Source organism: Halomonas faecis (assembly GCF_010993975.1).
Classification (GTDB): Bacteria; Pseudomonadota; Gammaproteobacteria; order Pseudomonadales; family Halomonadaceae; genus Halomonas; species Halomonas faecis.
Window position 1 is genome coordinate 1 of sequence record NZ_JAACZO010000012.1, and the last position, 12593, is coordinate 12593.

13 protein-coding genes and 1 rRNA gene are annotated in these 12593 nt (G+C 65.2%); 8 read left to right on the forward strand and 6 right to left on the reverse strand.

Annotated features, from left to right (window positions below):
- A 16S ribosomal RNA gene (locus tag GFD32_RS08260) occupies positions 1–112 on the reverse strand; the annotation flags it as partial.
- Positions 113–709: 597 nt separating this feature from the next.
- Positions 710–1909: a tyrosine--tRNA ligase gene (gene tyrS / locus GFD32_RS08265; protein ID WP_163576088.1), complete on the reverse strand. Its 1200-nt coding sequence runs from the start codon at positions 1907–1909 to the stop codon at positions 710–712.
- A gap of 116 nt (positions 1910–2025) precedes the next feature.
- Here tyrS and GFD32_RS08270 point away from each other — a divergent pair, with 116 nt between their 5' ends.
- Positions 2026–3156: an anhydro-N-acetylmuramic acid kinase gene (locus GFD32_RS08270; protein WP_163576089.1), complete on the forward strand. Its 1131-nt coding sequence runs from the start codon at positions 2026–2028 to the stop codon at positions 3154–3156.
- A gap of 12 nt (positions 3157–3168) precedes the next feature.
- Here the strand turns inward: GFD32_RS08270 and GFD32_RS08275 are convergent, their stop codons facing one another.
- Positions 3169–4311 (reverse strand): PilT/PilU family type 4a pilus ATPase, encoded by a 1143-nt coding sequence (locus GFD32_RS08275; protein WP_163576090.1) that lies wholly within the window; start codon positions 4309–4311, stop codon positions 3169–3171.
- A gap of 34 nt (positions 4312–4345) precedes the next feature.
- The gene (locus tag GFD32_RS08280; RefSeq protein ID WP_163576091.1) at positions 4346–5380 is read right to left on the reverse strand and encodes a type IV pilus twitching motility protein PilT; all 1035 of its coding nucleotides are present in this window, start codon (positions 5378–5380) and stop codon (positions 4346–4348) included.
- 75 nt (positions 5381–5455) lie between these two features.
- Here GFD32_RS08280 and GFD32_RS08285 point away from each other — a divergent pair, with 75 nt between their 5' ends.
- Genes GFD32_RS08285 through GFD32_RS08310 form a run of 6 tightly spaced genes read left to right on the forward strand, consistent with a single transcriptional unit; the run spans position 5456 to position 9992 of the window.
- Positions 5456–6160 carry a YggS family pyridoxal phosphate-dependent enzyme gene (locus GFD32_RS08285; RefSeq protein WP_163576092.1) on the forward strand — a complete coding sequence of 235 codons (705 nt, stop codon included), beginning with the start codon at positions 5456–5458 and terminating at the stop codon, positions 6158–6160.
- Positions 6161–6213: 53 nt separating this feature from the next.
- On the forward strand, positions 6214–7038 hold the full coding sequence (gene proC / locus GFD32_RS08290) for a pyrroline-5-carboxylate reductase (RefSeq protein ID WP_163576093.1): 825 nt from the start codon (positions 6214–6216) through the stop codon (positions 7036–7038).
- 52 nt (positions 7039–7090) lie between these two features.
- Positions 7091–7684: a YggT family protein gene (locus tag GFD32_RS08295; RefSeq protein WP_163576094.1), complete on the forward strand. Its 594-nt coding sequence runs from the start codon at positions 7091–7093 to the stop codon at positions 7682–7684.
- A 46-nt stretch (positions 7685–7730) separates the two neighbouring features.
- Complete coding sequence (metX, locus tag GFD32_RS08300) at positions 7731–8906, forward strand: homoserine O-succinyltransferase MetX (protein WP_163576095.1); 1176 nt, start codon at positions 7731–7733, stop codon at positions 8904–8906.
- Positions 8906–9523, forward strand: a complete 618-nt coding sequence (metW, locus tag GFD32_RS08305; RefSeq protein ID WP_163576096.1) for a methionine biosynthesis protein MetW — start codon at positions 8906–8908, stop codon at positions 9521–9523. Before metX ends, metW begins: the two co-directional genes overlap by 1 nt.
- A gap of 10 nt (positions 9524–9533) precedes the next feature.
- Complete coding sequence (locus GFD32_RS08310) at positions 9534–9992, forward strand: DUF4426 domain-containing protein (RefSeq protein ID WP_163576097.1); 459 nt, start codon at positions 9534–9536, stop codon at positions 9990–9992.
- A 12-nt stretch (positions 9993–10004) separates the two neighbouring features.
- On the opposite strand, the gene sfsA is transcribed toward GFD32_RS08310, so the two are convergent.
- Together sfsA and GFD32_RS08320 are read right to left on the reverse strand one after the other, a co-directional pair.
- The gene (sfsA, locus tag GFD32_RS08315) at positions 10005–10730 is read right to left on the reverse strand and encodes a DNA/RNA nuclease SfsA (protein WP_163576098.1); all 726 of its coding nucleotides are present in this window, start codon (positions 10728–10730) and stop codon (positions 10005–10007) included.
- On the reverse strand, positions 10730–11890 hold the full coding sequence (locus tag GFD32_RS08320; protein ID WP_163576099.1) for an aminotransferase class I/II-fold pyridoxal phosphate-dependent enzyme: 1161 nt from the start codon (positions 11888–11890) through the stop codon (positions 10730–10732). Before GFD32_RS08320 ends, sfsA begins: the two co-directional genes overlap by 1 nt.
- Before the next feature lie 216 nt (positions 11891–12106).
- Here GFD32_RS08320 and dksA point away from each other — a divergent pair, with 216 nt between their 5' ends.
- Complete coding sequence (dksA, locus tag GFD32_RS08325; protein ID WP_163576100.1) at positions 12107–12544, forward strand: RNA polymerase-binding protein DksA; 438 nt, start codon at positions 12107–12109, stop codon at positions 12542–12544.
- Positions 12545–12593 lie beyond the last annotated feature (49 nt).

Consider the following 12593-nt stretch of genomic DNA (forward strand, 5'->3'; position numbering starts at 1 on the left):
ACCCGTCCGCCGCTCGACGCCTGGAAGCAAGCTTCCATCGTTTCCGCTCGACTTGCATGTGTTAGGCCTGCCGCCAGCGTTCAATCTGAGCCATGATCAAACTCTTCAGTTCAAATCATCGTGATCCGTACCCTTCCGAAGAAGGTAGTGGATCAATCTCGGCTCAAGGGTCAAACGTCTCTTTGACGAGTCGCTTGCCTTGATGATCAGTGACTGCTCACTGTCTCATCGACAAGCGCCCACATGAATTACCTGATCGATTGTTAAAGAGCGGCTCCAGACTCTCGCATAAAACAAAGCGTGGAGCGTCCCGCTGCTGCCGTCGGCCGTGCCGTCAGCGCCTAGCGAGGAAGGCGTATTCTACGTGATCGGTGCCGCCTGTCAAGAGCGATCGCATCGCTCAGCGGCCGATCCACGCCAGTGACGAAACCCGCGCAATGCCGGCAAAATCCTCGCCGCATCAAGCGCTTCCGCCACTTCCCACCGCTGGCAACGTGACCCGTCGCCGGCAGCGGATGCGTACTTTACGGGCAACCCGGGTACGACGCAAGAGGTTCTGTAAAAATCTTTCAGGCCCGTGACAGGCCCGCGCCACTTATCCACACCCTGCGCTTCGCAATGGGGGGTGTGGGTGACTCAGAGGCCGACGGATAGACAGCACAATGCCCGCACGAAGCGGGCATTGGGTGACCAACGACGAAGCCGCGAGCTACGTGAGGGTGACGCGCGCGTAGCGCTTCTTGCCGGCCTGTATCACGTAGCTCTTGCCGCATTCGAGCATGTGGTCACGCGCGACCACCTCGCCATCGACTTTGACCCGGCCGTTGCCCAGCATGTCCTTGGCCTGGGCACTATTCTTGGTCAGTCCCGAGCGGTTGAGCACCGCGGCGATCGGCGCCTGAGCGCCGTCCGAGAAATCGACCTCGACCTCGGGCAGGTCTTCAGGCAACTCACCTTCGGCCAATTGGTTGCCGGCGGACTTGTGGGCCTGTGCCGCAGCTTCTTCACCGTGATAGCGGCCGATCAGCTCGCGAGCCAGCACCATCTTGATATCGCGCGGGTTGGCCCCCTCCTCGACATCACGCTTGAGCGACTCGATCGCTTCGTTGGACTCGAGCGAAAGCAGCTCGAAATAACGCCACATCAGGCTATCGGGCATGGAGACCAGCTTGTTGAACATCGCCCCGGGCGCTTCATCCACACCCACGTAGTTGTTGAGCGACTTGGACATCTTCTGCACACCATCGAGCCCTTCGAGCAACGGCATGGTGATAACCACCTGGGGCGCCTGGCCGAAGTGCTTCTGGATCTCGCGCCCCATCAGGAGGTTGAACTTCTGGTCGGTTCCGCCCAGCTCTACGTCGGCCTCGAGCGCCACGGAGTCGTAGCCCTGTACCAGCGGATAGAGGAATTCATGGATGGAGATCGGCTGACCGGAGGTGTAACGCTTGTCGAAGTCATCGCGCTCGAGCATACGCGCCACGGTGCTCTGGCCGGCCAGTTCGATCATATCGGCAGCACTCATTGACGAAAACCACTCGGCGTTGAAGCGCACCTCGGTCTTCTCCGGGTCGAGTATCTTGAATACCTGATCCCGATAGGTCTGAGCGTTGGCCTTGACCTCTTCTTCGGTGAGGGGCTTGCGAGTGACGTTCTTGCCGGTCGGATCACCGATGCGCCCGGTGAAGTCGCCGATCAGAAAGATGACCTCGTGCCCCAGATCCTGAAACTGACGCATCTTGGTCAGCAGCACGCTGTGCCCCAGGTGCAGGTCGGGCGCCGTGGGATCGAACCCCGCCTTGATGCGCAGCTTGCGTCCGGACTCGAGCTTCTCGACCAGCTCTTCCTCGACCAGGATTTCATGGGTGCCACGCTTGAGCAGCGCCAGCGCGCTCGCGACATCGGTCATCGTCTCCAACTCCACAAATACGGTTGACGGTCCTGTACGCAGGCCCCTTGGAATGGGGCAGGATGTTAGCATGTCTTGGCGCCTTGCGAAGGCGCTGCCGCGATTCGGAGAACGCCATGCCCCTCTTCATCGGACTGATGTCAGGAACCAGCCTGGACGGCATCGACGCCGCCCTGGTCGAGCTGGAAACGGACCAGCGCCCACGGCTGATTGCCACTCATGCCGAACCCATGCCCGGCACGCTAAGAGAGACGCTGTGGCAACTCTGCCACGCCGACCGGATCGCCTTCCGTGAACTGGCCGCCGCCGAGAATGCCTTCTGTCACTTGCAGGCCGAGGCCGTGAGCCATCTGCTCGCCGCCAGCCGGCTGCCGCGCGAAGCGGTCACGGCCATCGGCAGCCACGGTCAGACCATCGAGCATGCTCCGGCCGGACACGACAGCGGGCCGCCCTATACCTTGCAGTTGGACAACCCCAGCCTGCTGGCCGAACTGACCGGCTGTACCGTGGTGGGCGATCTGCGCCGCCGCGACCTGGCGGCCGGTGGTCAGGCAGCGCCCCTGGCACCGGCCTTTCATCAAGCGCTGTTTCGCAGTGGCGAGGGCTGGCGACTGGTACTCAACCTGGGCGGGTTTGCCAACCTCACGCTGCTGCCGCCGACAGGCAGCGATGCCGCGGTGATTGGCTTCGACACCGGCCCGGCCAACGTCCTCCTGGATGCCTGGCATGGCCGGCAGCGCGGCGGAAGATTCGACGAAAACGGCGCCTGGGCCGCCTCCGGGCGAATCGACGAGGCCCTACTCGAGCGCCTGCTCGCCGACCCCTTCTTCCATCGGCCGCCACCGCGCAGCACCGGCCGGGAGCATTTCCACTTGGGGTGGCTGGAGGGTCATCTCAGTGGCAGCGAACGTCCGATCGATGTACAAGCCACCCTGGCCGAGCTTACCGCCGTGAGCGTAGCCCTGGGCGTGGGCATGGCCCGCGAGCCGTTGGACGCCCCTCCGGCCGAGGCTTTGATCCCCTGCGGCGGCGGCGCTCACAACCAAGATCTGCTGGCACGTCTGGCACGCCTCCTGCCGGAGACCCCACTGGTAGCCAGCGACGATTGGGGCTGGCCGGCCGACTGGCTGGAAGCCGGCGCTTTCGCCTGGCTCGCCTGGCGACGCCTGGAAGGACTGCCCGGCAACCTGCCCAGCGTCACCGGTGCCGCCGGCCCGCGCGTGCTGGGCGGGCTCTACTCCTGCTGAACGAACGCTGGCTCAGAAATCGTCTTCGTCGCGCAGCGACAGCTTCTGAGCCGTATCGTGCGCCTTGGTCAGCGCCTCACTGCCTGAATCCTCGTACTTGATCATCATGCGCAGGTCGTTGGCCGAATCGGCATGCACCATCGCCACCTCTTCGCTGATCGTGCCCGCCTTGAAGAGCTCGAAAAGCGCCTGATCGAAGGTCTGCATGCCCAGATCGCGCGAGCGCGACATGACGTTCTTGATCTCGCCCACCTCGCCCTTGCGGATCAGGTCGGCGACCAGCGGCGTGCGCAGCAGAACTTCGATGGCCGGCGTTCGTCCCCCGTCACGCGTCGGCAACAGCTGCTGGGCGACGATGGCGTGCAGGTTGAGTGACAGGTCGAGCCAGATCTGGTCGTGACGCTCGTGGGGAAAGAAATGGATGATGCGATCCAGCGCCTGGTTGGCGTTGTTGGCATGCAGCGTTGCCAGACACAGGTGGCCCGTCTCGGCAAAGGTGAGGGCGTGCTCCATGGTCTCGCGGGTGCGCACCTCGCCGATCAGGATCACGTCCGGCGCTTGACGCAAGGTGTTCTTCAGCGCCACCTCGAAGGACTCGGTGTCGATGCCCACCTCGCGCTGGTTGATGATCGCCTTCTTGTGCGGGTGAACGTACTCGATGGGATCCTCGACGCTGATGATGTGTCCACCCACGGTCTCGTTGCGCTGCTGGATCATCGACGCCAGAGTGGTCGACTTGCCGGTACCGGTGCCACCCACCACGAACACCAGGCCGCGCTTGATGTTGGCCAGCTCCCCCAGCACGGGGGGCAGAGACAACTCATCCAGGTGCGGGATATCGAAGCCGATGCGCCGGATCACCATGGCCAGCTGGTTGCGCTGCTGAAAGGCGCTGACCCGGAAGCGCCCCCGTCCCGACAGGCTCAACGCGAAGTTGGCCTCGCGATCTTCCTGGAAACGCTCCCGGTGACCTTCGGGTAGCGCCGCCGCCACCAGCTCGCGCACCTGCTCGACGGAGAGGCGCTGCTCGCCCAGGGCGATCAGCTGGCCGGCGATCTTCATGGTGGGTGGCGCCTGGACCGAAATCAGCAGATCCGAGGCCTCCTTCTGGGCCATGATGCCCAGCAGCTGTTCCAGCCATTCGCGTGCGGTCATCTCCCTGCTCCTGCATCAGTGGGTGTTGGCCGCCTCACGGCGACAGCGTGCCGTTGGCACGAGCCTGGGCCTCGTCGCGAGTCACCAGGTTATCGCTCACCAACTTGGCCAGGCCGGCATCCAGGGTCTGCATGCCCAGGTTGCCACCAGTCTGAATGGCCGAATAAATCTGCGCCACCTTGTCCTCGCGGATCAGATTGCGCACCGCTGCGGTGGCGACGAGGATCTCGTGGGCAGCGACCCGACCGCCCCCGCGACGCTTGAGCAGGGTCTGGGCAATCACCGCCTGCAGCGACTCCGAGAGCATCGAGCGCACCATGGCCTTCTCCTCGCCGGGGAAGACGTCGATGATACGGTCGATCGTCTTGGCCGCCGAGGTCGTGTGCAGCGTTCCCAATACCAGATGGCCGGTTTCGGCAGCCGTCAGCGCCAGGCGGATCGTCTCGAGGTCACGCAGCTCGCCGACCAGGATCACGTCGGGATCCTCACGCAGAGCGCTACGCAACGCCTGAGCAAAGCTCTGGGTATCGCGATGCACCTCGCGCTGGTTGATCAGGCAGCGCTTGCTGCGATGCACGAACTCCACTGGATCCTCGATGGTGAGGATATGGTCGTAGCGGTTGTCGTTGATGTGATCGATCATCGCCGCCAAGGTGGTGCTCTTGCCGGAACCGGTGGGACCGGTGACCAGCACCAGGCCACGCGGCAGCAGCGCCAGACGGCGGAAGACGTCGCCCATCCCCAGGTCGTTCATGGTCAAGATGTCACTGGGAATGGTACGGAATACCGCCCCGGCGCCACGCGCCTGGTTGAAGGCATTGACACGAAAGCGCGACACCCCGGGCACCTCGAAGGAGAAGTCGGTTTCGAAGAACTCCTCGTAGTCACGGCGCTGGCGATCGCCCATGATGTCGTAGATCAGCTTGCGAACCTCACGGTCATCCATGGCCGGCACATTGAGGCGGCGGATGTCGCCGTCGACGCGGATCATCGGCGGCAAACCCGCCGAAAGGTGGAGATCGGAAGCGTTCTGCTTTGCCGAGAACGCCAGCAGTTCGGTAATATCCATGCACTTCCCCTGCTCCAGGTAAGGTTCCCTTCAGTATGCCAGAGCATTCGACATCACGGACGGCCTGTGACTGAGATGACGGATCCCATGCTTCGCAAGTCCTTGGTTGCCGCTCGCGAGCGCCTCGCGCGGGCCTTGGCCGATGCCGGGCGCCCCACCGATGGGGCGCGCCTGCTGGCCGTGAGCAAGACCAAGCCGGCAGCAATGATCCGCGCGGCCTGGCAGCTCGGGCAGCGCGACTTCGGCGAAAACTACGTCCAGGAAGCCCTCGACAAGCAGGCAGCGCTGGCCGACCTCGAGGGCATCGTCTGGCATTTCATCGGGCCGCTGCAATCCAACAAGACGCGAGCCGTTGCCGAACACTTCGCATGGGTACATAGCCTGGACCGGGAAAAGATCGCCGTTCGTTTGAACGATCAACGGCCTGCCGCACTGGGACCGCTCAACGTGTGCCTGCAGGTCAACGTCAGCGGCGAGGCCACCAAGGCGGGGGTCGGCTTGGAAGCGCTCGGCCCGCTCGCCGAGCGCATCGCCTCACTACCCAACCTGCGCCTGCGCGGCCTGATGGCGATTCCCGCACCGGCCGAGGGACTCGCCGAGCAGCGTCTGCCCTTCGCGCGGCTGCACGAAGCGCTGCAGGAGCTGCGTCGGCGCCTGCCGAGCGCTCAGCTGGACACGCTCTCCATGGGCATGACGGCCGACCTGGAGGCCGCCGTGCTGGAAGGCGCCACTCTGGTTCGTCTGGGCACGGCCATCTTCGGGGAGCGCAGCCAGCGCTAGGGCTCGGGAACGCCGCAGGCGAACCACCATGAACTGGAAAAAGGACACAACGCATGGCCAGCAGAGTCACCTTCATCGGCGCCGGCAACATGGCCAGCGCCATCATCGGCGGAATGATCGACGATGGCCATCCCGCCACCGCCATCACCGCCACCTCGCCGAGCGATGCCTTCCTGGCGCCGGTGCATGAGCGCTTCGGCATCCATACCGACACCGACAACGTCGCCGCCGTACGCGATGCCGATGTCGTGGTGCTGGCCGTCAAGCCTCAGGTCATGCGCGACGTATGCGAGGGCCTGCGCGACAGCCTGCAGCGCCAGCGTCCGCTGGTGATCTCGGTGGCCGCCGGCCTCACCGCCGAGACCCTGGACCACTGGCTCGGCGGAGGCCTGCCGCTGATCCGCTGCATGCCCAACACCCCGTCGCTGGTGGGCGCCGGTGCCGCCGGACTCTACGCCAATGCGCACGTCAGTGAAGCCCAGCGCCGCCTGGCCACCGAACTGCTCGAAGCCGTGGGCCTGGTCGAATGGGTCGACGACGAAGCGTTGCTCGATGCCGTCACCGCCGTCTCCGGCAGCGGCCCTGCCTACTTCTTCCTGATGTTCGAGGCCATGGAGGAAGCCGGCGTCAAGCTCGGCTTGCCCGCCGAGACGGCGCGCCGCCTGGCCATCCAGACGGCACTGGGTGCCGCCCGCATGGCGCAGACGAGCGACCAGGCGCCGGAGCAACTCAAGCGCAACGTGATGTCCCCCGGCGGCACCACCGAGCGCGCCATCGAGCACCTCGAGCAGGCCGGCCTGCGCCAGGCCTTGCTCGATGCCATGGATGCCTGCGCCGCCCGCGCCCGCGAAATGGCCGAGGAACTCGGCACGCACTAGCCCAACGAGGCACCGCAGGTCGGTGCCCGATCGACGACACGGAGGAGCCCACATGGGCAGTCAACTGGGAAACGCCGGCCTGCTGCTGGTCAACACCCTGATCAACATCTACCTGTTCCTGCTGATGCTGCGCTTTCTGCTGCAGGCATCTCGCGCCGACTACTACAACCCGCTGAGCCAGTCGGTGGTGAAGATCACCCAGCCGGTAGTCGGCCCCTTCCAGAGCTTCCTGGGCCCGGTGATGGGTCGCTTCGACCTGGCCACCCTGGCCGCGGGCTTCGTGCTCAAGGCGATCACCATCGTGGTGATCCTGCAGGTGGCCGGCTTCGGCATGCCCCCCATTGCCGGCGTGGCCATCGGCAGCGTGGCGGCAGTGGCCAACGCCATCCTCAAGATCTACTTCTTCGCGCTGATCGTGATGATCATCTTGAGCTGGGTCGCCCCCAATGCCAGTCACCCCGGTGCGCTGCTGGTCATGCAGCTGGTGGAGCCGATCATGGCCCCGGTGCGCAAGGTGATTCCGCCGCTCGGCATGATCGACCTGTCACCCATCGTGGTCTTCATCGCCATCAGCCTGATCGATGGTATCGTGGTGGGCTCGCTGACTCGTGCCGCCGGTATCGCCGGTGCGCTGGTCGGCCTGTAAGCCACCCCGGCCCAGCTGAACACCAACGACGGGACATCCACGCCCCATGCCCGAGTTTCCCGATGACTCGGTCGGCCTGGTGACGCCGCAAACGGCGCACTTCGACGACCCCCTGACCCTGGCCTGCGGCAGGACGCTGCCGGCCTACGACCTGGTCTACGAGACCTACGGCACGCTCAACGCCCAGCGCAACAATGCCGTGCTGATCTGCCATGCGCTGTCGGGCCACCACCACGCTGCCGGCTATCACAGCGACGACGAGCGCAAGCCCGGCTGGTGGGATGCGCATATCGGCCCGGGGAAGTCCATCGACACCGACCGCTTCTTCGTCGTCTCGCTGAACAACCTGGGCGGTTGCCACGGCAGCACCGGCCCAGCCAGCGTCAATACGGACACCGGCCGCCTGTGGGGGCCGGAATTCCCCATGGTGACGGTGGGCGACTGGGTCCACAGTCAGGCACGCCTGGCCGACCGCCTGGGGATAGAGCGCTTCGCCGCCGTGGTCGGCGGCAGCCTCGGCGGCATGCAGGTCTTGCAGTGGACGCTCACCTACCCGGAGCGCATCGCCAACGCCGTGGTCATCGCCGCCACGCCGAAGCTGTCGGCCCAGAACATCGCCTTCAATGAAGTCGCACGCCAGGCGATCCGCTCCGACCCCGACTACCACGGCGGCTGGTATGCGGAGCACGACACCGCGCCGCGCCGCGGCCTCAAGCTGGCACGCATGGTGGGGCACATCACCTACCTCTCCGAAGATGCCATGGGCAGCAAGTTCGGGCGTGACTTGCGCACCGACGACCTCAACTTCGGCTACGACGTGGAATTCCAGGTCGAGTCCTACCTGCGCTATCAGGGAGATGCTTTTTCGAACGCCTTCGACGCCAACACCTATCTGCTGATGACCAAGGCGCTCGACTACTTCGACCCCGCCGCTCCACACGGCGGTGATTTGGCACGTGCTCTGGCTCCTGCCAGCTGCCCGTTTCTGGTCGTCAGCTTCACCAGCGATTGGCGCTTTCCACCGTCGCGCTCGCGCGAACTCGTCAATGCTCTGATCCATGCCGGCAAGCCGGTGAGCTACGTCAATATCGATTCGCCCCACGGTCACGACGCCTTCCTGCTGCCGGAACCCCGTTACCAGGCAATCTTCTCGGCCTTCATGAGCCGCGCGGCACGCGATCTGGGCCTGGCTTCGCCATCGAGGACGGAGGAGACGACCTGATGCGCACCGACCTCGAACTGATCCACCGCTGGGTGCCCGAGAGGGCCCATATCCTCGATCTGGCCTGCGGCGACGGTACCTTGCTGGCCGCCCTGGCGCGCGACAAGAGCGTGACCGGCTACGGCCTGGAAATCGACCCCGAGGGCATCACTGCCTGCATCGCCAAGGGCGTCAACGTCATCGAGCAGAATCTCGATGACGGCCTCGCCAACTTCGAGGACGACAGCTACGACCTGGTGGTGATGACCCAGGCACTGCAGGCACTGCGCCGTCCTGACCGCATGCTCGACGAGATGCTGCGCGTCGCCGACGAGTGCATCATCACATTTCCCAACTTCGCCTACTGGCGCCATCGGGTGCATCTCGGCATTCGTGGCTACATGCCGGTTTCCAAGTCGCTGCCCCACGCCTGGTACGACACCCCCAACATTCACCTTTCGACCTTCAACGACTTTGAACACCTGTGCCGTGACAAGGGTCTGAGCATTACCGATCGAGCCGTGGGCATCCGCGACCACGAAGGTCACTGGAGCTCGCGCCTGTGGCCGAATCTGTTCGGCGAGATCGCCATCTTCCGCGTCGGCCGCCAGCCCGGCGGCACCGCGGCTGCCAAATGAGGAACGCACCATGAGGCATCGCATCGTCCTGGGTCGCTTGATCGCCGTCCTGCTACTCGGCTTCTCCCTGCCGCTCGCAGCCCAACAGTTCGAACAGGTGGGTGACTACCAGATCCACTACAGCGCCGTGAGCACCCGCTTTCTCAGCGCCGAGATCACCCAGACCCACGACATCCCGCGCAGCGAAGCCATGGCACTGCTCAACGTCAGCGTGCTCGAGGAGCGCGATGACGGCACCACCCGGCCGGTGAACGCCCAGGTCAACGGGACGGTCAGCGAGCTGGGCAGCGATGACGGCTCACCCCTAGCTTTCCGTACCCTGCGTGACGGCGACGACGTGGTATCGCAGATCGCCGTGTTCCGCATCCACGCAGACGCCCCCATGCGCTTCGACCTCGACGTACGCTACGACCGCAACGCCGAGCCTGCCGAGGTGAGCTTCATCCAGCGCTTCTATATCGAGCGCTGAGCCAGGACCGGCTCACAGCCGCACCGGCAATGCCTCGCCCAGACGGATCGCCACGGGCACGCCGTGGCGCCACTCCACCTCGCAGCCATGGGCCAGCACTTCGACACCGGCCTCGGCCACCCGCGATAGCGTCGCCGCATACGCGGGGTCGAGATGGGCCGCCGGTGCCACGTCACGAATGCCCCCATGGGCCACGCAGAACAGCAGCACGGCACGCTGTCCCTGGGCAACCAGCGCCGCCAGTGCCTCGAGGTGCTTGCGACCGCGCGCGCTCACTGCATCGGGGAAGTAGCCGTGGCCGTCGGCCTCGCGCAGCGTGACCTGCTTGACCTCCACGTAGGCCGTACCGCGGACCGGGTCGTCTAGGCGAAAGTCGAGCCGCGCCCCCGTCACCACCGCCTCGCGCTTGAGGGAGGCATAGCCGGAAAGCCCGGGAAGGCAATCGGCACGCAGTGACTCTTCGACGATGCGGTTGGCGCGGCCGGTATGTACCGAGGCGAATGCCGTGGTGCCATCGGGCTGGGGCAGTTCGATCAGCTCCCAGGTCCAGGCCAGCTTGCGCGCCGGGTTGGTACTCGGCGCCAGCCATACCCGGCATCCCGGCACGTCGACCGCACGCATCGAGCCGGTATTGGGACAGTGGGCCACCACTTCACGCCCATCATCGAGGCGCACGTCGGCGAGAAAGCGCTTGTAGCGGCGCAGCAGGGTGCCGGGCATCAGTTCCGGGTAGTCCATCAGCGGCGCGCCAGGAATCGCTCGAGACGCGCCACCGCCTCTTCCAACCGAGCGATACCGGTGGTGAAAGCGATGCGCACGTGATGCTCGCCGCCGGTGACGGCGAAGTCGGTCCCCGGCGTGATGGCAACGTTCTCTTCCTCGAGCAGCGCTCGGCAGAAGGCCTCGCTGTCACGGCTGTAGCGGGAGATGTCGAGCCACAGGTAGAAGGCGCCTTGGGGCGGCAGGCTCGGCGCGAGTTGCAGCGTGGCAAGCCCGGCGAGCAGCGCATCGCGGCGGCGCCCCAGCTCGCTACGTCGCTGTTCCAGGATGTCGCGACACTCGGGCGTGAAGGCCGCCAGGGCGGCATGCTGGGCCGGCGTGGAAGCGGCCAGGAAGACGTTCTGCGCCAGCCGGGTGAGCGGCTCCACCGCCGCCTCGGGCGCCAGCAACCAGCCCAGGCGCCAGCCGGTCATGCCGAAATACTTGGAGAAGCTGTTGACCACGAAAGCATCCGGGCTGATCGATGCCACCGACAGCGGATCGAGGTCATAGCACAGCCCCTGATAGATCTCGTCGACCAGCAGATGACCGCCACGTGCCGCCACCGTCTCGGCGACCGCATTCAGCTGTCCGGCATCGAGCATGTGGCCGGTAGGATTGGAAGGCGTGGCGAGCATGGCCAGACGGGTAGCGTCCGCCCAGTGATTGGCCACCCGCTCGGCATCGAGCTGCCAGGCACTGGTATCGTCCACCGGCACGGCATCCACCTCGGCACCGGCCAGGGCCATGAAATGGCGGTTGCAGGGGTAGTTGGGATCGGCCATCAACACCCGGTCGCCGGCCCCGACCAGCAGTTGGCTGGCCAGCAGCAGGGCTCCGGACGCCCCGGGGGTGATCAGGATGCGCGTCGGGTCGACCGTCACCCCGAAGTGCTCGGCGTAATGGCCGGCGATCGCCTCGCGCAGCGCCGGGAGTCCGGCTGCAGGCGTATATCGAGTGTGGCCTGCCGCGAGTGCGGCCTGCCCCGCCGCCACCACCGGATCCGGCGTGGCGAAGTCCGGCTCGCCCACCTCCAGGTGAATGACGTCATGGCCGGCGGCCTCTCGAGCCTGAGCCACCTCCAGCAGGCTCATCACACGAAAGGGAGCGACGCGCGCGACACGCGGATTCCAGAGCATGGCAGGCTCCTTGGCAGTAACGAAGGCGAGGCAGGCGTTCACGGCCCGCCGAAAATCAAGAGCATTCTAGCGACTTTGTCCGATCACGCCTAAACCCAGACATCACAGAGGTTGCAAAACCGGATTTTTTCCGCTAAACAAGCATCCCTTTGGCGTGAGATACCTGGCCAGAGGCCGGATATCGATCAGCAGTCACTCAAGACACGAGGCACTCCCATGCCAGTAGCCGACACCAAGACGGAAGCGCCCAAGAAGTTCACCCCTTACGAAGCGGAAGCGGGTGAAGAGTACATGAACGAGCAGCAGCTGGAGCACTTCCGACAGATCCTGCTGGGCTGGAAACAGGAGCTCATGGAGGAGGTGGATCGCACCGTGCGCCACCTTCAGGAAGAGGCGAACAACTACGCCGACCCTGCCGACCGAGCCACCCAGGAAGAAGGCTTCAGTCTCGAGCTGCGCACCCGCGACCGCGAACGCAAGCTGCTCAAGAAGATCAACGAGACCCTCGAGAAGATCGACGAGGAAGACTACGGCTTCTGCGAAGCCTGCGGCGTGGAGATCGGCATCCGCCGCCTGGAAGCCCGCCCCACCGCGACGCTGTGCGTCGACTGCAAGACCCTCGCCGAGCTGAAGGAGAAGCAGCTCGGTGGCTGAGCCGCTGCTGCGATGCACTCTCGTGACGGGCACCCCAGGGTGCCCGTTT